Genomic DNA, 17,087 nt, shown 5'->3' on the forward strand with positions numbered 1-17,087 from the left:
CATTCAGATCGCAAGAGTTGAATTTGAAAGGACCAGCCACCCTAAAAAGTGTTCCCGCCTTGGCTGCAAGACAAGTGCCAAGGCGGGACAGTTCGATCAATCGCCGCGCAGCAGGGCCGCCACGCCAGTACGCGCGATTTCCATCAGGCCCAGCGGGCGCATCAGGTCGGCAAATGCGTCGATCTTGTCGGGCGCACCGGTGATTTCGAAGATGAAGGAATTGAGTGTGCTGTCGACAACATTGGCGCGGAAGATATCGGCCAGTCGCAGGGCTTCGACCCGTTTATCGCCTTCGCCGACAACCTTGATGATCGCCAGTTCACGCTCGACCGAGGCGCCCTCGACCGTCAGATCATGCACATCACGCACCGAGACAATCCTGCCAAGCTGCGCCTTGATCTGTTCGATGACTTGGGGCGTGCCGGTGGTGACGATGGTGATGCGGCTCAGGTGGCCGGTATGATCAACCTCGGCCACCGTAAGGCTTTCGATGTTGTAACCACGACCCGAGAAAAGGCCGATGACACGGGCCAGCACTCCGGGCTCGTTTTCGACCAGAACCGCGATGGTATGGCGTTCCTGAACGTCCGAGAAGGTGGGCCGTAGGTTATAGGCCGAATGGCGGGTAGAGCCTTTTTTGATATGTAGGGCAGACATTTACGTCCCTTTCATCATCCTTGACAGGTTGGGTACAGCGCGGCACTCAACCAAATCCGTCGAATTTCGTTAAACCAGAACCGAACCTTTGGAGTCGATCACGCCCTGCGTCTCGGCCTCACCCAGCAGCATCTCGTTATGGGCCTTGCCCGACGGGATCATGGGGAAGCAGTTCTCGTGCTTTTCGACCAGACAGTCAAAGATCACCGGACCGTCGTAATTGATCATCTCCATGATCGCGTCATCCAGATCGGCGGGGTCGGAACACAGGATACCTTTGGCGCCAAAGGCCTCAGCCAGTTTCACGAAATCGGGCAGGGCCTCGGACCAGGAATGTGAATAGCGCTCGCCATGCAGCAGCTCCTGCCACTGGCGGACCATGCCCAAACGTTCGTTGTTCAGGATGAACTGTTTCACCGGCAGGCGGTACTGAACGGCGGTGCCCATTTCCTGCATGTTCATCAGCCAGCTGGCCTCGCCGGCGACGTTGATCACCAGAGCATCCGGATGCGCCATCTGCACGCCGATCGAGGCGGGGAACCCATAACCCATCGTGCCCAGACCACCCGATGTCATCCAGCGGTTGGGGTCTTCGAACCCAAGGTACTGCGCCGCCCACATCTGGTGCTGACCCACCTCGGTGGTGATGTAGCGATCATGCTTTTTTGTCAGTTCTTCAAGGCGTTGCAGCGCGTATTGCGGTTTGATCGACTTTTCGCTGTTGGTGAAGGCCAGGCAGTTGATCTTGCGCCACTCGGCGATCTGGTTCTGCCATTGTTTGACATTCGCGGCGTCCGTCTTGCGGCCGCGCGACTTCCAGATCTTCAGAATATCCTCGAGCACATGCGCCACGTCGCCGACAATCGGGATGTCGACCCGTATGACCTTGTTGATCGAGGACGGGTCGATGTCGATATGCGCTTTTTTCGAGTTCGGCGAAAACGCATCGATACGCCCGGTGATCCGGTCATCGAACCGCGCACCGATATTGATCATCAGATCGCAATCATGCATCGCCATATTGGCCTCATAAAGGCCGTGCATGCCGAGCATTCCCAACCAATTTTCGCCCGAGGCAGGATAGGCGCCAAGTCCCATCAGGGTTGAGGTGATCGGAAAGCCCGTTGCATCCACCAGTTCACGCAGCAACTGGCTGGCCGCGGGGCCGGAATTGATAACGCCACCGCCGGTATAGAAGATCGGTTTCTTTGCGGTTTCCATCGCGGCAACCAGTTCGGTGATCTCTTCCAGATCTCCTTTCATCGCGGGTTGGTAATGCGAGGTCGAAGGTTTCGGGCTGGCATATTCGCCCGACGCGAACTGCACATCCTTCGGGATGTCGATCAGCACCGGGCCGGGGCGGCCCGAGGTGGCGACATGGAATGCCTCGTGCAGGGTTTCAGCCAGCGAGTCCGTGTCCTTCACCAGCCAGTTATGCTTGGTGCAGGGGCGGGTGATGCCTACGGTGTCGGCCTCCTGAAACGCATCCGATCCGATCATGAAGGTCGGGACTTGCCCGGTCAGAACAACGATCGGGATCGAATCCAGCAACGCATCGGTCAGACCGGTGACAGCATTGGTGGCACCGGGGCCTGACGTGACAAGCGCGACGCCCGGTTTTCCCGTCGATCGGGCATAGCCTTCGGCCGCGTGGATCGCGCCCTGTTCGTGACGCACCAGAATGTGGCGAATGTCGTTTTGCAGAAAGATCTCATCATAGATCGGTAGCACGGCGCCACCGGGGTATCCGAATACCGTGTCCACGCCCTGATCCTTGAGGGCCTGAACCACCATCTTTGCGCCGGTCATCTCACGTGTCATCTGCTTTGCTCCGTTCGCGACATGTGTCTTGCGTTCGACAAAAAAAAGCCCCCGATTTTTCGGAGGCGCATGGGTTCGATTATGGTTTACCGTTACCGGCCCATGCGCGTGGTTCCTACGATTACGACTAGCGTTCTCATCGCCAGAGGCTCCTTTTTGCTTGGAGGCGACATTATGGTCGGGGGGAAGGGGCGTCAACAGGCAATTGCACCAATTTTCTATCTCAGCGGCGGTATTTTGCGACATTTTATTGCGCAGAGTGCCGCATGTCGGGAATTTCCGGGAATTCGGCGGGTGAGCTGGCCGTTTTGTGTGCGAATAAGGCGGTCTGAAAGCGTCAGGCCGATGTCCGAAACGGGCATGATCATTACTTTTTTCTGCGCCACGCTGAACGTGCAGGGGGCAAAACCCGGAGGCTTGAAATGTTGCAGGACCTGGTTGATCTTGGCCGCTATCCAATCGATCGTCCGGATTCACCGGCTTATGACCGGCTGATCGAGGATTTGAGACGCGAGTTGGAACAGGATGGATGTGCTGTTCTGCCGGGTTTCGTGCACGAAGCAGGGGTCAAGCTTCTGGTGCAAGAAGCCGAGGGGGTAGCGCCCAAGGCGCACCGGTCCTTCAACAGAACCAACGCCTATTTCACGAAGGACGACCCAAGGTTTGGCATCGCCCATCCGATCCGCCGGTTCTATGATCGTTCGAATGCCTTTGTTCCGGCCGACAATCTTTCAAAATCCGGCCCGCTGCGGCGCATTTACGAGTTCGACGGCTTTCTTCCCTTTGTCCGCGATGCCCTGAATGAACCCGAAGACCGCTTTTTTCGCTACAATGATCCATTGGCGGACGTGATCATCAATGTCGTGGAAGAAGGGCAGGGCTTTCCCTGGCATTTCGACACCAACAACTACACCGTGACGCTGGCCATCCAGAACGGAGAGACGGGCGGCGCGTTCGAGTATGTGCCCAACCTGCGGACGGCGGAAAATGAAAACTTTGATCTGGTGGCCTCGGTTCTCGATGGGAACATGGGGCGGGTTCGCCGGCTGGAGCTGCGGCCGGGGGATTTACAGATTTTCAAGGGCCGGTATTCACTGCACCGGGTCGCTCCGGTCAGAGGCAAGCGCCGTCGTTATGTCGGCATCTTTTCCTTTGTCGAGGCTGAAGGCATGTGTGGCGGTGTGGAACGGACGCAGCAGTTGTATGGCCGCGTTTTGCCGCATCACTACAAGCGCGCGGGGCTGCGAAAGGATCAATTGCTGGATTGAGTGTTCAACCTCGGTACAATGCATCTGTTTCCTGTCCGGAGAGTCAGATGCCCAAGATTTTGCAGCTTACACCATTTGTGTTGTGCTCGTCCCTGAAGGACCAGATCGACTTCTATTGTGATCGCCTTGGGTTCACCTGTGGGTTCATGCAAGACAATTATGCCTTTTTGAAACGTGGTCCTGTTGCGATCCGCCTTTTGGAGTGCCCACCCCGGGATGACGGCAAGCCATTGGGTGAAGAACACTCCTTCTATATCGATGTTGAAGACATTGATGGGCTTTATGACAGCCTGAGCGACCGATTGGCCGATCTGCCCGAAGGCCGTGTCAGGCCGCCGTTCAATCAGCCCTATAATCAGCGTGAATTCCACGTTCTGGACGAAGACGGGACATTGGTTTTTTTCGGAGAAGGTCTTTGACCCGGCGGGTACCGCTCCCGCCCATCTTCAATACGCTTGCGGCGCGTATCCTCTGGTTGGGCCGGGCAGCGCTGCGCGCTGCGGGCGCGTGCAGATCAGAAACCGACGCCAGTCCCCTGCAGCACGCCATGTTCCAAAGCGTAGCGTGTCAGCCCGGCGGTTGAGGATATGCCGAGTTTGCGTTTGATATTCTTGCGGTGCGTTTCGACCGTCCGCACGGAAATATCCAGCGTTTGCGCAACTTCTTTGTTGGATTTGCCCTGCGCCAGTTCAAGCAGAATGGTCTGTTCACGTCCGGTCAGCGCTTCGCGCACGTTGTTGCCCTTGGGCTTGAGCGATCCGCTGGCGCCGGTGCACAGATACTGTTCACCCCGCATCACCGCATCAATGGCCTGCTTGATCTCTTCCGTGGGCACATCCTTGAGCACGTAACCTTTGGCACCGTGGCTGAGCGCGGTCGAGATATATTCCGGGCTGTCATGCATCGACAGGATCAGGATGCGCGTTTCCGGCAATCGTTCCAGGATGATTTCCGTGGCGCTGAGACCGCCGAGGCCGGGCATGTTCAGATCCATCAGGATCACATCCGGGGCAAGGTCAACAGCCTGATCCACTGCCGCCTGTCCACTGCCAAGCGTACCGACAACTTGGATCTCATCATAGCTTTCAAGGATGGACTGGATGCCCTCGGCCACCATTGGATGGTCGTCGACGATAAGAACTCGGATGCTTTCGGCGCTCATGTGCCGGCCTTTCGGTTCGGAGTTGCGTCTTCCTGCGGCGGCAGAAGGTGGCTCAGCGGCAGGCTGACTTCGATGACAGTGCCGCCGCGCGGTCCGCGTGATGACAGAATGCGCAGGGACCCGTCAAGCTGTTCGATGCGCTCTTGCATGTTGCGCAACCCGATCCCGGTGCTGGGGGTGCTGGGATCGGTCCGCATGCCCCGGCCATTGTCGGTGATCCGCATGGTTGCACCTTTCTTGTGCCCGCGCAGGTCTATCGTAACATGCGTGGCGCCAGAGTGGCGCTCGATATTGGTCAGCGCCTCTTGCGCGATGCGATACAGGGCAATCTTGCTGTCCTGATCCAGCCGGTTGCGGAACACCACGGTCGAGAATTCCGTCTCGATCCCGGTGCGGTCCCGGAAATCGTCGGTCAGAGCTTTCAGCGCTGGCCCAAGGCCCAGATCGTCCAGCACGCCGGGGCGCAGGTCGCGACTGATGCGGCGGACCTCGGTGATGGCGGTGCCAAGATGGTCAATCCCTTTGTCCAGCGGATCGCGTGCGCCCGCGTCATCGCCGCGGGACAGGCGGCGCCGCGCGTTGTCCAGCGCATAGCGTACACCGACCAGAATCTGGCTGATGCCGTCATGCAGTTCGCGGGCAACGCGGCCTCGTTCCTCTTCCTGGGCATCGAAGACGCGCTGGGTCAGTTCCTTCAGCTTGGCGTCCGCAAGTCTGCGCTCGCGGATGTTCAGCAACATGCCGGATGCAAAGACGATGAGCACCGCCGCCACAACGATCGCGCCGATATACATGAAGGTGCGCTGAACGCGGGCCTCGACCTCGGCCCTGGCGTTGGCGACCGTTGCAACGATGTCGTCGATGAAGACTCCTGTTCCCACGACCCAGCGCCAGTCCTGAAGCCCGACGACATAGGCGATCATCTGTGCTTCCTCTCCAGTCGAGGGCTTTTGCCACATGAAGCTGTGCCAACCAGCCCCCTGGCGGGCGAGGCGGATGAACTCGTCAACGATCGGAGTGCCGTCGCTGTCCGTCAGCCCTTCCCAGTTTCGGTTGATGAACTGCGTCTGGCGGGGGCTGACCAGGTTGTTGCCGTCATAATCGTAGACAAAGAAGAACCCATCCTGGCCATAGATCATTGCCGACAGGATTTGGGACACTAGGTTTTTCGCGACCTCGTCATCAGGCTCGGCCCGGCCATAGATGTAGGCGAACCCGTTGCGCGCCTGCGTTACGTAGTTGCGCAACTCCTCCTTCTTGGCTTCGACCAGGCTGCGTTCCAGCGCTTCGATCTCACGCTCGGCGGTCGCGCGCGCCTCGTACGCCACAAGCACGGCAATTGCCGCCACGGCCACGACGAGCGGGATTGCGGCAACCAGTGACAATTTCTGCGCATAGGTCAGCGAGACCAGATGTCGGAGTCTTTGCATGGACGAATCGATACGCAAGCGGCGGCGAAAATGCAAAAAGATTGGGCTTTGTTCGGGGAATACAGAGATTATCGTCGGGGAAGACGTGCTTTGCGGTCTGATTTCTTGCCGGAAATCGCAAAGAATCCGATTCTCTACGCAGTAGTAGGTATTCCCTTTCAGTTCGGTCACATTAGGCTGACGCGCACTGAATGCGACAGGTCCGGTTCTGCCGGGCCGTGACTATGAAGGGGAGGAACACTCATATGGATCGTCGTTCATTTCTGAAAAAATCCGCGCTGGGCGGTTCGGCAGCTGCAGCGACAGCATTGGCGGCACCGGCTTATGCTCAGGGCCAGCGTACCCTGACCATGGTGACCTCGTGGGGTCGTGGTCTGGCGGGCGTGTTTGACAGCGCGCAGCGTTGTGCCGACAGCATCAACGCCATGTCGGATGGCAGCCTGAATGTTGAAATCAAGGCGGCAGGCGAACTGGTTGGCGCCTTCGAAGTATTTGACGCGGTGTCGTCGGGTCAGGCGGACATGTATCATGCCGCTGACTATTACTTTGTGGGCCAGCACCCGGGTTATGCGTTCTTCACAGCCGTTCCTTTCGGCATGACTGCACAGGAACTGGTGAATTGGTACTATCATGACGGCGGTATGGAGCTGCATGACGAGCTGGGCGAAATCTTTGGCCTGAAGTCCTTCCTGGCCGGCAACACCGGTGCGCAGGCGGGTGGCTGGTACTCGAAAGAGATCAACAGCCCCGAAGACTTCAACGGTCTGAAGTTCCGTATGCCGGGTCTGGGCGGCAAGGCGCTGGGTAAACTGGGCGCATCGGTCCAAAACATTCCGGGGTCGGAAGTGTATCAGGCGCTGTCGTCCGGCGCGATCGACGGTACCGAGTGGATCGGTCCATGGGCCGACGAAAAGGCCGGCTTCCAGGAAATCACCAAGACCTACTACACTGCGGGCTTCCACGAGCCGGGCGCAGGTCTGTCGCTGGCAACCAACCGCGACGTGTTCAATGAACTGACCCCGGCACAGCAGAAGATCATCGAGATCGCTGCTGCCGAAGCGCACCAGTGGAACCTGGCACAGTTCCTGGCCAACAACGGCGCAGCGCTGCAGCGCCTGCAGGCGGGCGGCGTCAAGGTTCTGGAATTCCCGGACAGTGTCTGGGACGCGTTTGGTCAGGCCAGCCAGGAAGTTCTGGACGAGAACATGGGCGATGAGCTGTTCAAGAAGATCCACGACAGCGCGATGACGTCGATGGCAGCATCGTCTGCTTGGAACAACCTGTCATCGGGTGTTTACACCGCTCAGCGCGACCGTGTTCGCGGCTAAGCCATTCTGATCCAAGAAAAACCGGTTCCCCCGCGTCGCGGGGGAGCCCTTCCCGTTGCGCTAAGGGGTTTGGGCAAGCAACAATAATCCCATGCACAACTGAGACGACCTGGGGACAACATGCAGGACGAAAACGGTATCTCGTTCTTCGGCGCCCTGTGGAATGGACTGGTCTGGTTCATTCAGAACATTGCCGAAGCCTTCTATAATTTCGGATACGCCATCACGCATCCGCAACTCTGGCTGGACTGGTCCGACAAGGCGTCGATCATGCGCTTTGTCTATTACGGCGGTTCGGTCGAGTTCTTCTTTGTGGTGTTCACGTTCTTTCTGGTTCTGACGGCCATCGGGCTGTACTACCGGAACTTCATGTGGGCCATCGTGCGGGGCCTTGAGGGGTTCGCCAATACCACCGGGCGCTTCTTTGCCTGGGCGGGTCTTTTGATGGTGATCCAGCAGATCGTGATCGTTTTCATGCAGCGGGTCTTTACCAGACCCGATATGTCTTTTGGTTTGGGTATCCCTTTCCAGATGGATATCAGTTGGTTCGCGGAAGAACTGAAGCTGTATAATGCGATGGTCGTGTGCCTGTGCTGTACCTACACATTCGTGCAGGGTGGGCATGTGCGCGTTGACCTCATCTATGCCGGCATCAGCCACCGTGCCAAACGGGTGGTTGATATGTGCGGTGCGGTTTTGTTCATGATGCCCATGGCGGTGCTGACCTGGATGTATGGCTGGTACTTCATGTGGCGGCACCTGATCGTGCCGAAGCCTTCGGCCAGTGACACGCTGGACCGGCTGGTGGCCAAGTCCCGCGCCCTGCGCTGGAACGTGGAAACCATCGGGTTCAGCCCAAACGGGTTCAACGGATACTTCCTGTTCAAGATCTTGCTGGTGGCTTTTGCCGCGATGGTGTTCTTGCACGCAATCGCATTCCTGTACCGCTCGTATCTTGAGTATGTGGAAGGGCCGGAAAGCACTGGAAAATACCTCGACAAGGACAGCCTTGGTGAGGGCGAAGAAGCCTATGAAGGCGCGCATTAAGGACGGAGACCAAAACAATGCTATTCGGACTTGATGGCGTCGAGATAGGCCTCATTATCGTATTCTTCTGCCTCTTTGGGGGCATCCTTTCCGGCTTCCCGGTGGCCTTTGCCATCGGTGGCGCCGGGGTGATTTCCTTCGGGATCATTGCCGCACTGGACAGCGCAGGGCTGTTGGTCCACCAGGCAATCGACACAGGCTCACAAGCCTATCGGGATCTCGTGAATTCCGGGGTCAAAGCGGATGTTATTTCCGTGTTCCGATACCCGGAGTTACCGAGGATCGCCGAGCCGGTTTTTGTGCAAGGTTGGGAAACCGCGCTGGACCGCAACGTGTCGTTCATCGTCAATCGCATGAACGAACGTGTTCTGGCCGGTCAGTCCATCGAAACATTGCTGGCCGTGCTGATGTTCGTTCTGATGGGGATCACGCTGGAACGCTCGAAAATCGCGAACGACCTGCTGACGACGATGGCGCGCGTCTTTGGACCGCTGCCGGGTGGTCTGGCCGTGTCCATCGTGGTTGTGGGGGCATTTCTTGCGGCCTCTACCGGCATCGTTGGCGCGACCGTGGTGACCATGGGCCTGCTGGCGCTGCCAACCATGTTGCGGAACAATTACTCGCCGGAACTCGCAACGGGTGTGATCGCGGCCTCGGGTACGCTGGGGCAGATTATTCCGCCCTCGATCGTGATCGTTCTGCTTGGCACATTGGCGGGCGATTTGTACTCGACAGCGCAGGAGACGCGGGCAGTTGAGGCGGGATGTACCGATGCGCTGACCTATTTGGGAGAGCCGGCAGTTGTCTCGGTCGGAACCTTGTTCCAGGCGGCTCTTTTGCCGGGGATCCTTCTGGCCCTGCTTTATGCGTTGTATGCCTTTGGTTATGCATTGCTGAATCCCCATAAGGCACCTGCCGTGGCGCTTTCAGGCGGGTCGGGTGAGCCGATCACCCGGTCCGAAGGTTTGACTTGGCTGCTGGGCGCACCGGTTGCGCTGATCGTCGGCACCGTGTTGCTGGGCAATGTCGGCCTGATCGGCAGCCAGAACATTTCGGTCTCGGCTTTCTCGGACATCGGACAGGGCGCATCGTTGCGTACCAACGTGTCGGAAGAATGCAAGGTATCGATGATCGATCTGCATGGTCAGGCCGCCTGGGATCAGGCCGTCGCCGAGCAGGAAGCCATCGACGCCGCTGGCGGTGCAGCTGAGTCTCAGCGCCTGACCGAAGAAGAACTGGCCGCCGCACAACAGGAAATGATTGCATCAGCCGCACCAATTGGCACGGGTGTCGCGATCACCGTCGTGCTGTTGGGCCTCACTCTGGTGCTGGGTCGTGGCATCGCCCCCTCGCGTGCGCCACAGCCGCTTATCGTTGGTGCGATTGGTCTGCTGCTTATGGTGTTGGTCGATATTTTGCTGATTTCGCCCACGACATCTTCTGGGGCGACGTTCCTGTTGCTCGCGTTGCCATTTGCGCTGGCCATGTATGGTTGTAAGGAAGCCGCGGCGCGATGTGCGACCAATGACCTGATCCGCGTGGTTTTCCCGCCACTGGTTCTGATCATCGCTGTTCTGGGGTCGATCCTGGGGGGAGTGACCAACCCGACGCCGGCGGCCGCGCTGGGTGCGGGCGGCGCGATCATGCTGGCGGCCTATCGCAAGCTTCAGGATCAGGGGCGATCGGGCAAGGTGATCATCTGGTCGACCTTTGCCGTGATCATCGCCTTGCTGATGGGGGTGAACTTCGACCTGCGGGTCAATCAGGGCAATGTGACGTTGGAGACCTGGATCGCCTTCATCATCGCGTATGCGGCCTATCTGTACGCATTGTTCGGGCTGCTGTTCGGGTGCTGGGTGCTGTATTCCAGCGGAGTTCTGACCCCGGTGGTGCGCGAGACGGCCAAGGTGACCTCGATGGTGTTTACCATCCTGATCGGATCGCAATTGCTGAACCTGGTGGTGATCTCGTTCGGAGGGGAGCACTATATCCAGCAATTCCTGAAGAGTTTTGACAACGAGTTCACGGTCTTCCTGATCGTGATGCTGGTGTTGTTCATTCTGGGCTTCGTGCTGGATTTCCTCGAGATCATCTACATCGTGATCCCCATTGTGGGGCCGGTGATCTATGGCGGGTCGTTCGACCCGAAATGGGTGACGATCATGGTGGCGGTGAACCTGCAAACATCCTTCCTGACACCACCGTTCGGGTTCGCGTTGTTCTACTTGCGAGGGGTTGCGCCGAAGGAAGTGACGACGGGCCATATCTATCGCGGGATCATTCCGTTTGTTCTGATCCAGGTGGTAGGGATCGCAATTCTGTGGTTCTTCCCGGCGATTGTCACGATCGTACCGGACCTGATCCCGAACTGATCCGGATCATCAAAATGCAAAAAGGGGGCCCGAAGGCCCCCTTTTTCTTTTTTGTTGCAGGGAAGGGGCCAGCCCCTTCTTGCCCTGCGGCCAATTCATCCCCGGGATATTTTCGGCCAGATGAAGAAGCGGATCAGGTGAATTGGATCAGATCCCAGCGGTTGCCGTAAGGATCGCGCCAGACGGCGACTGTGCCATAGGATTCAAAGCGGGGAGTTTCTTCGAAATGGACTCCGTTGGCACGCATCTGTATGTAGTCGCGTTGGAAATCATCGGTTTGAAGGAGAAAGCCCACACGGCCGCCGGTCTGGTTGCCGATGGCGGCGCGTTGTTCGGGCCCGTCGGCTTTGGCCAGAAGAAGGCCGCCGCCGTCAGAACCCGGCGGTGTGATCAGGAACCAGCGTTTTCCGCCCCCGAGATCGATGTCCTTCAAAAGCTGGAAGCCAAGTCTTTCCGTGTAAAACGCAAGTGCGTCATCGTAATCCGGCACCACTAGGGTGACGGCGTGCAGGTTCTGTTTCATCGGATGGTCAGCCCTTGGTGGGGTGGCGGTCGGGAAGCTGGATATTGGCCACTTGCTCGGCAATCGGAGCGGTGGACAGGGGGTGCCGTGAGGAAGAGCAGAAGGTATCCGGATCTGTGATCTTTTGCCATTCGCCCTGAACATAGGCCTCAAGCCCGGAGAATTTTGCCTTGTAGCCCATCTTGGGGCTGCCGGGGACCCAATAGCCCAGGTAGATATAGGGCAGGCCAGCTTCGCGCGCGATCTCGATATGGTCCAGGATCATGTAGGTGCCCAGAGAATTCTGAGGCTGGTTCGGATCGTAGAAAGAGTAGACCATGCTCAGCCCATCATCGAGCACATCGGTCAGGCTGACGGCGATCAGGTCGCCGGTCTCAGGATCTGCATATTCCACCACGCGGCTTCGAATCGGGGTTTCCTCGATCATTGCCGCAAATTCGAACACGTCCATGTCGGCCATGCCGCCATCGGCGTGCCGGGTGTCAAGATAGCGGCGGAACAGCTCATACTGCTCGTCCGTGGCCCAGGGCGATGTGGCGCGGCGTTGCAGATATCCGTTGCGTTTCACCGCGCGTTTCTGGCTTTTTGTGGGGCGGAACGCCGAGACGTCGATCCGGGCGGACAGGCAGGCCGCGCAATCTGTGCAGGAAGGGCGGTAGAGTACATTCTGCGACCGACGAAACCCCTGCTGCGACAGGGAATTGTTCAACTGTTCCGCACCTTCGCCCTGGAGCGCGGTGAACAGCTTACGCTCCATCCTGCCATCGAGATAGGGGCAGGGTTGCGGGGCCGTGACATAGAATTGTGGCGCAATTGGCAGCGTGTGTCGCATTAAGTTCCCAGATAGCCTCGGGAGGGATGATAGCAACCGTTCCCGAGGCCGCCAAGTGTTTCGCGCAACCGCGTGTCAGGCCCGTCGATTGATCATGACCGTGCCCAGAAAACTGTCGGTCAGACCCTGGCCGCGGGCGCTGGTCAACATCATGATCACCGAAATGATCTGAATCACCGCAAACGCCATGCTGACGAAATAGCCGGCAGTGTGGGCGATGGCCTTGCCCATATCCATTCGTTCTCCGAATGCGTCGCGCAATTCGATTCCCATGAACCGCATGCCCAGTGTAGCCGAGCCGTTGGTGATGGTTACTACGCGATAGACAAAGCTGATCACGGCATAGATCACTGCCAGAAAAAACAGACCGAGGCCTGCGCTCAACAGGATCGCCACCGTGCAGAGCAGCGAGATGAAGGCGATATCAAACAACCAAGCGACAAAGCGTTTGCTTGTCACCGAGTTGTAGAATTCTGGTTGGGTATCCGGGTCAGGCAGGTGGTTCATTCGTCAGGTCCGAAAAAAATGGGTCAGGGTACCCTGTCCCGGAATGCCGGGACAGGGCAAGGTCAATCAGGCAGGCTTGGCATTTCCGTCGTCTTCATGGTTCTCGCGGGCGCGTTCATCCATGAACTCGTCGAATTCGGCCTTGTCCTTGGCATCGCGCAGGCGGCGCAGGAACGCCTCGAAGTCCTGCTGTTCGCGTTCAAGGCGGGCCAGTGTATCTGCCTTGTAGGCGTCAAATGCGCTGTTGCCGGATGGTTTCATCGCGCTCATGTGGCTATGCCAGGATTTGCGGCGGCTGCAGGATTTGCTGAACATGCGTTTGCTCCAGATCATGTAAGCCAGAAGGGCCAGGCCAACCGGCCAGAAAAAGATGAAACCAAGGACCATGGAGGCGATCCAGGCCCCTTTGCCTTTGTCATCCAGCCAGGCCTCGATTCGATAAAGCCATCCCGGATTCGCGGGGACGGCGGGGTCGGACAATGCGGTCATTTGAGCTCTCCAGGGTTGATGTAAACTCTTTTCACATTGCTTAGATGGGGTCGTGGGCGGGGGTTGCAAGGGGTCAATGTAAAAAAGGTTTACATTCAGCAATTCGGTTGACGGTGAGCGCCATCAGCCGCAGGTTGCGGAAATGGATATGACAGAACACAAAACGGCACCTGCGCTGAGTGAGATTCTGAATTTGGAAAAGCAGGTCTGGATGGCGCTGGTCGAGGGCAACGCTATCGCGGACCGGGCGTTGCTGAGCGCGGATTTTCTTGGGGTCTATCCGACGGGATTTGCCAATCGTGACGATCATGTCGGCCAATTTGCAGATGCTCCGACGATGGCCGAGTTCGAACTGAGCGACGAGAGATTGCGTGTTCTGACACCGGATATCGTCTTGCTGTCCTACAAGGCCGATTACCTGCGCCCGGGTGCGACAACGCGCGAGGCGATGCTGATTTCTTCTTTGTGGGAACGCAGAAACGACGTTTGGGTCAACAGTTTCAGTCAGGACACGCCGGTTCAGAACACCTGATCAGAATGCCCCATTGACGATCACGCGCCGCGATGCGCAGTTTGCGCCCATGACAGACGTTTTAGCCATTTCAAGACTTCCGCGCGCTTTCGATCCATCCCTGGGGGCCGAAGCGCGGGCCCTGATGCCTGATTTGCCGGCCGAGATGGCGGAATTGGTGGCGGGCACCGCCGGTTCCAGCCCCTATCTGAAAAGTCTGATCGAACAAGAGAAGGGCTGGCTGCCCGAGGCCCTGATGCACCCGGATCAGGCATTGGCTGACGTCATGGCTGCTGCGCGTGATCTGCCGCCGGATCAGTTGAAACCCGGATTGCGGCAGGCCAAGCGGCGAATGGCTCTGCTTACGGCGTTGGCCGATATTGCAGGTGCGTGGCCATTGGAGAAGGTCACGGCGGCCCTGACCGATTTCGGTGCGCTGGCCGCTGATGTTGCCGCCAAGGCCGAGATCGCAACATTGATCCGGCGCAAGAAGCTGCCGGGCATGACCGAGGATGATGTCGAAACCGCAGCCGGCCTGGTCATACTGGCGATGGGAAAGATGGGCGCGCATGAGCTGAACTACAGCTCGGATATCGATCTGATCGTCCTGTTTGATGAAACGCGCTTTGACCCCGATGACTTTTACGAGGCCCGGCAGGGCATGGTTCGGGCCACGCGCAACTTCTGTGCGACGTTGAGCGAGAAGACGGCGGATGGCTATGTGTTCCGAACGGATCTGAGGCTGCGCCCCGACCCGGCCGTGACACCGGTTTGCATGGCGATGGAGGCCGCCGAGCGGTATTACGAAAGCCTCGGTCGTACGTGGGAGCGTGCGGCTTACATCAAGGCGCGGCCCTGCGCCGGGGATCTGGATGCGGGGCAGCGTTTCCTTGACGGCTTGCGCCCCTTTGTCTGGCGCCGCCATCTGGACTTTGCCGCCATCCAGGACGCCCATGACATGCGCCTGCGCATCCGGGAAAACAAAGGGACGGGCGGATCCTTGTCGATCCCCGGTCACGACATGAAACTGGGGCAGGGCGGTATTCGCGAGATCGAGTTTTTCACGCAAACCCGCCAGTTGATCGCGGGCGGGCGGGACGCTGACCTGCGGGTGCGAGGCACGGTTCCCGGGCTGGCGGCGCTGGCGGCAAAAGGCTGGGTGCCACAGGATGTGGCGGACAAGCTGACCGATCATTACCGCGCGCACCGCGAAGTCGAACATCGCATCCAGATGATTCATGATGCGCAGACCCACAAGGTGCCGAACTCACCCGACGGGATCGAACGCGTCGCCTGCCTGATGGGTATCAGCAGTGCCGAGTTGACGCAGGACCTGAAAAACCGTCTGACCGAAGTGCATGAGCTGACCGAAGGGTTCTTTGCCCCCGGACCTGGTGCGGCGCCCGCCCATGTCCAGGATGTGGAGTTCGACAAGAACGTTCTGGCCCGATGGACGACATATCCGGCCCTCAGGTCCCAGCGCGGCGCGCGGATTTTCGAACGTCTTCGCCCCGAGTTGCTGTCACGTCTGGCCAAAACCGCCAAGCCCGACGAAGCATTGTTGGCCTTGGACGGGTTCCTGGCGGGCCTGCCCGCCGGGGTGCAGCTGTTTTCGCTGTTCGAGGCGAATCCGCAACTGATCGACTTGCTGATCGATATCGTTGGAACCTCGCATGCTCTGGCTTCGCACCTGTCCCGCAACGCGTCGGTGTTTGATGCGGTGATCGGGGGCAGTTTCTTTGCGGATTGGCCCGGGCAAGAGGCGTTGCAAGCGGAATTGACGCAGGCTTTGTCGGAAGAAACGGATTATGAAACCCAGCTTGATCTTGCCCGGCGCTGGTGCAAGGAATGGCATTTCCGGGTCGGCGTGCATCACCTGCGCGGCCTGATCGACGGCAAGAAGGCAGGTCGGCAATATGCCGATCTTGCGCAGTCGGTCATCGCGGCCATCCTGCCGCATGTCACCGAGAATTTTGCCCGCAAACACGGCCCTGCACCGGGGCGCGGCGCTGCCGTGCTTGGGATGGGGTCGCTGGGGGCAGGCCGGATCAACTCGCAATCCGATCTGGACATGATCGTCATCTACGATCCTCTGGATCAGGACATGTCTGACGGTCCGCGCCCTCTGGCCACGCGCACGTATTATGCACGGTTCACGCAGGCCCTGATCACGGCATTGTCCGCGCCGATGTCGCAAGGACGCTTGTATGAGGTCGATATGCGATTGCGTCCCTCGGGCAATCAGGGGCCGGTTGCGACCAGTTGGGCCAGCTTTGTCAATTACCAGCGGAACGAAGCCTGGGTGTGGGAGCATCTGGCCCTGACCCGCGCGCATGTTGTTGCCGGGGATGCCGGACTGGCCGAGGAAATCGAAGCCTTCCGCACCGAGTTTCTGTCGCACCCGCGAGAGCAGGGGAATGTTCTGCGCGAAGTGGCCGAGATGCGGTCACGCCTGGCCGCGGCCAAGGCGCCCGCCGGCATCTGGGACGCCAAGAACGGCCCCGGCCGGCTGATGGATATCGAATTGATGGCCGAAACCGGTGCTTTGCTGGCAGGGTCCGCGCAGCGCGATGTCGCGTCGGGTCTGGATGGTGCCGTCGCAGCCGGGTTGCTGGATGTCGCGCAGGCGCAATCTCTGAAAGACTGCTATGACCTATTCTGGTCGGTGCAATGCGCCGCGCGGTTGCTGTCGGGCAAGACAATCGAAGCCGACAAGATCGGCGAAGGCGGTACTGCATTTTTGTGCCGCGCCACCGGGTTCGAACAGGTCGAGGCGTTGCAGGCGGCATTGCAGGAATGTTACACGACCGCGGCCGATCTGATCGGCGGCGTGATCAAGGGGGAAGAAGATGGCGCGCAGCAGTGATCCCAACGACCACAAAGGTCTGATCCGCGAAGCCTATCGAATCGACGGCATCACCCTGCCAGAGTGTCGCAGCATCTTTTTGGACTGGGCGCTGAGCCTTCCAGCGGATCGCGACCAGAACACGGCGCTGGCCGAGCTGCACGCGGGCTATGCCGAGCAGAACCCCGATCATCCGATGACACAGGTTCTGACCGAAGGCCTTCAGACGGCAAAGGCCCCAAAACGCCGCGGCGGTTGGCGATCCCGTAACCGCTAGGGCTTTCCCACCGGCGCG

General features: G+C 58.9%; 16 protein-coding genes. 8 read left to right on the top strand and 8 right to left on the bottom strand.

All coding sequences use genetic code 11. From position 1 onward, the window contains the following. Window positions 1-96: 96 nt before the first annotated feature. Both ilvN and ACR0A2_RS01570 read right to left on the bottom strand, forming a co-directional pair. On the bottom strand, window positions 97-657 hold the full coding sequence (gene ilvN, locus ACR0A2_RS01565) for an acetolactate synthase small subunit (RefSeq protein ID WP_117868667.1): 561 nt from the start codon (window positions 655-657) through the stop codon (window positions 97-99). A 69-nt stretch (window positions 658-726) separates the two neighbouring features. Further along, window positions 727-2,478: an acetolactate synthase 3 large subunit gene (locus ACR0A2_RS01570; RefSeq protein WP_152458271.1), complete on the bottom strand. Its 1,752-nt coding sequence runs from the start codon at window positions 2,476-2,478 to the stop codon at window positions 727-729. A 422-nt stretch (window positions 2,479-2,900) separates the two neighbouring features. On the opposite strand from ACR0A2_RS01570, the gene ACR0A2_RS01575 reads away from it, so the two are divergent. Together ACR0A2_RS01575 and ACR0A2_RS01580 are read left to right on the top strand one after the other, a co-directional pair. Continuing rightward, window positions 2,901-3,746, top strand: coding sequence for a HalD/BesD family halogenase (locus ACR0A2_RS01575; protein ID WP_480833843.1), 846 nt, complete (start codon window positions 2,901-2,903; stop codon window positions 3,744-3,746). A gap of 47 nt (window positions 3,747-3,793) precedes the next feature. Next, window positions 3,794-4,165: a bleomycin resistance protein gene (locus tag ACR0A2_RS01580; RefSeq protein ID WP_171231464.1), complete on the top strand. Its 372-nt coding sequence runs from the start codon at window positions 3,794-3,796 to the stop codon at window positions 4,163-4,165. 95 nt (window positions 4,166-4,260) lie between these two features. Here ACR0A2_RS01580 and ACR0A2_RS01585 read toward each other — a convergent pair whose 3' ends face one another. Together ACR0A2_RS01585 and ACR0A2_RS01590 are read right to left on the bottom strand one after the other, a co-directional pair. Then, on the bottom strand, window positions 4,261-4,908 hold the full coding sequence (locus ACR0A2_RS01585) for a response regulator transcription factor (protein ID WP_171115467.1): 648 nt from the start codon (window positions 4,906-4,908) through the stop codon (window positions 4,261-4,263). Further along, the gene (locus ACR0A2_RS01590) at window positions 4,905-6,338 is read right to left on the bottom strand and encodes a cache domain-containing protein (RefSeq protein WP_152458267.1); all 1,434 of its coding nucleotides are present in this window, start codon (window positions 6,336-6,338) and stop codon (window positions 4,905-4,907) included. The genes ACR0A2_RS01585 and ACR0A2_RS01590 overlap by 4 nt, the downstream gene beginning before the upstream one ends. 245 nt (window positions 6,339-6,583) lie before the next feature. Here ACR0A2_RS01590 and ACR0A2_RS01595 point away from each other — a divergent pair, with 245 nt between their 5' ends. The 3 genes from ACR0A2_RS01595 (at window position 6,584) to ACR0A2_RS01605 (ending at window position 11,085) form a co-directional block, all read left to right on the top strand. Next, on the top strand, window positions 6,584-7,666 hold the full coding sequence (locus ACR0A2_RS01595; RefSeq protein WP_117868673.1) for a TRAP transporter substrate-binding protein: 1,083 nt from the start codon (window positions 6,584-6,586) through the stop codon (window positions 7,664-7,666). Window positions 7,667-7,786: 120 nt separating this feature from the next. Then, window positions 7,787-8,713: a TRAP transporter small permease subunit gene (locus ACR0A2_RS01600; protein WP_171228130.1), complete on the top strand. Its 927-nt coding sequence runs from the start codon at window positions 7,787-7,789 to the stop codon at window positions 8,711-8,713. Between the two features lie 17 nt (window positions 8,714-8,730). Further along, the gene (locus ACR0A2_RS01605) at window positions 8,731-11,085 is read left to right on the top strand and encodes a TRAP transporter large permease (RefSeq protein WP_171231466.1); all 2,355 of its coding nucleotides are present in this window, start codon (window positions 8,731-8,733) and stop codon (window positions 11,083-11,085) included. A 133-nt stretch (window positions 11,086-11,218) separates the two neighbouring features. Here the strand turns inward: ACR0A2_RS01605 and ACR0A2_RS01610 are convergent, their stop codons facing one another. From ACR0A2_RS01610 to ACR0A2_RS01625, 4 genes are all read right to left on the bottom strand, one after another. Further along, the gene (locus tag ACR0A2_RS01610; RefSeq protein ID WP_480833844.1) at window positions 11,219-11,608 is read right to left on the bottom strand and encodes a VOC family protein; all 390 of its coding nucleotides are present in this window, start codon (window positions 11,606-11,608) and stop codon (window positions 11,219-11,221) included. 7 nt (window positions 11,609-11,615) lie between these two features. Beyond that, window positions 11,616-12,440 (bottom strand): arginyltransferase, encoded by an 825-nt coding sequence (locus ACR0A2_RS01615; protein WP_152458263.1) that lies wholly within the window; start codon window positions 12,438-12,440, stop codon window positions 11,616-11,618. Between the two features lie 75 nt (window positions 12,441-12,515). Further along, a complete protein-coding gene (locus tag ACR0A2_RS01620; protein ID WP_171115477.1) occupies window positions 12,516-12,947 on the bottom strand; it encodes an RDD family protein in 432 nt (143 codons plus the stop codon). A gap of 66 nt (window positions 12,948-13,013) precedes the next feature. Continuing rightward, window positions 13,014-13,436, bottom strand: a complete 423-nt coding sequence (locus ACR0A2_RS01625) for a DUF2852 domain-containing protein (RefSeq protein ID WP_480833845.1) — start codon at window positions 13,434-13,436, stop codon at window positions 13,014-13,016. 148 nt (window positions 13,437-13,584) lie between these two features. Here ACR0A2_RS01625 and ACR0A2_RS01630 point away from each other — a divergent pair, with 148 nt between their 5' ends. The 3 genes from ACR0A2_RS01630 to ACR0A2_RS01640 are packed head-to-tail and all read left to right on the top strand — an operon-like array spanning window position 13,585 to window position 17,069. Then, window positions 13,585-13,968 (top strand): nuclear transport factor 2 family protein, encoded by a 384-nt coding sequence (locus ACR0A2_RS01630; protein WP_224852866.1) that lies wholly within the window; start codon window positions 13,585-13,587, stop codon window positions 13,966-13,968. A gap of 49 nt (window positions 13,969-14,017) precedes the next feature. Beyond that, window positions 14,018-16,813: a [protein-PII] uridylyltransferase family protein gene (locus ACR0A2_RS01635; RefSeq protein ID WP_480833846.1), complete on the top strand. Its 2,796-nt coding sequence runs from the start codon at window positions 14,018-14,020 to the stop codon at window positions 16,811-16,813. Continuing rightward, entirely contained in the window at window positions 16,797-17,069 is a 273-nt protein-coding gene (locus ACR0A2_RS01640; protein ID WP_152458258.1) for a hypothetical protein, read from the top strand. The genes ACR0A2_RS01635 and ACR0A2_RS01640 overlap by 17 nt, the downstream gene beginning before the upstream one ends. The last annotated feature ends 18 nt before the right edge of the window (window positions 17,070-17,087 follow it).

The organism is Ruegeria sp. H8, assembly GCF_056532905.1.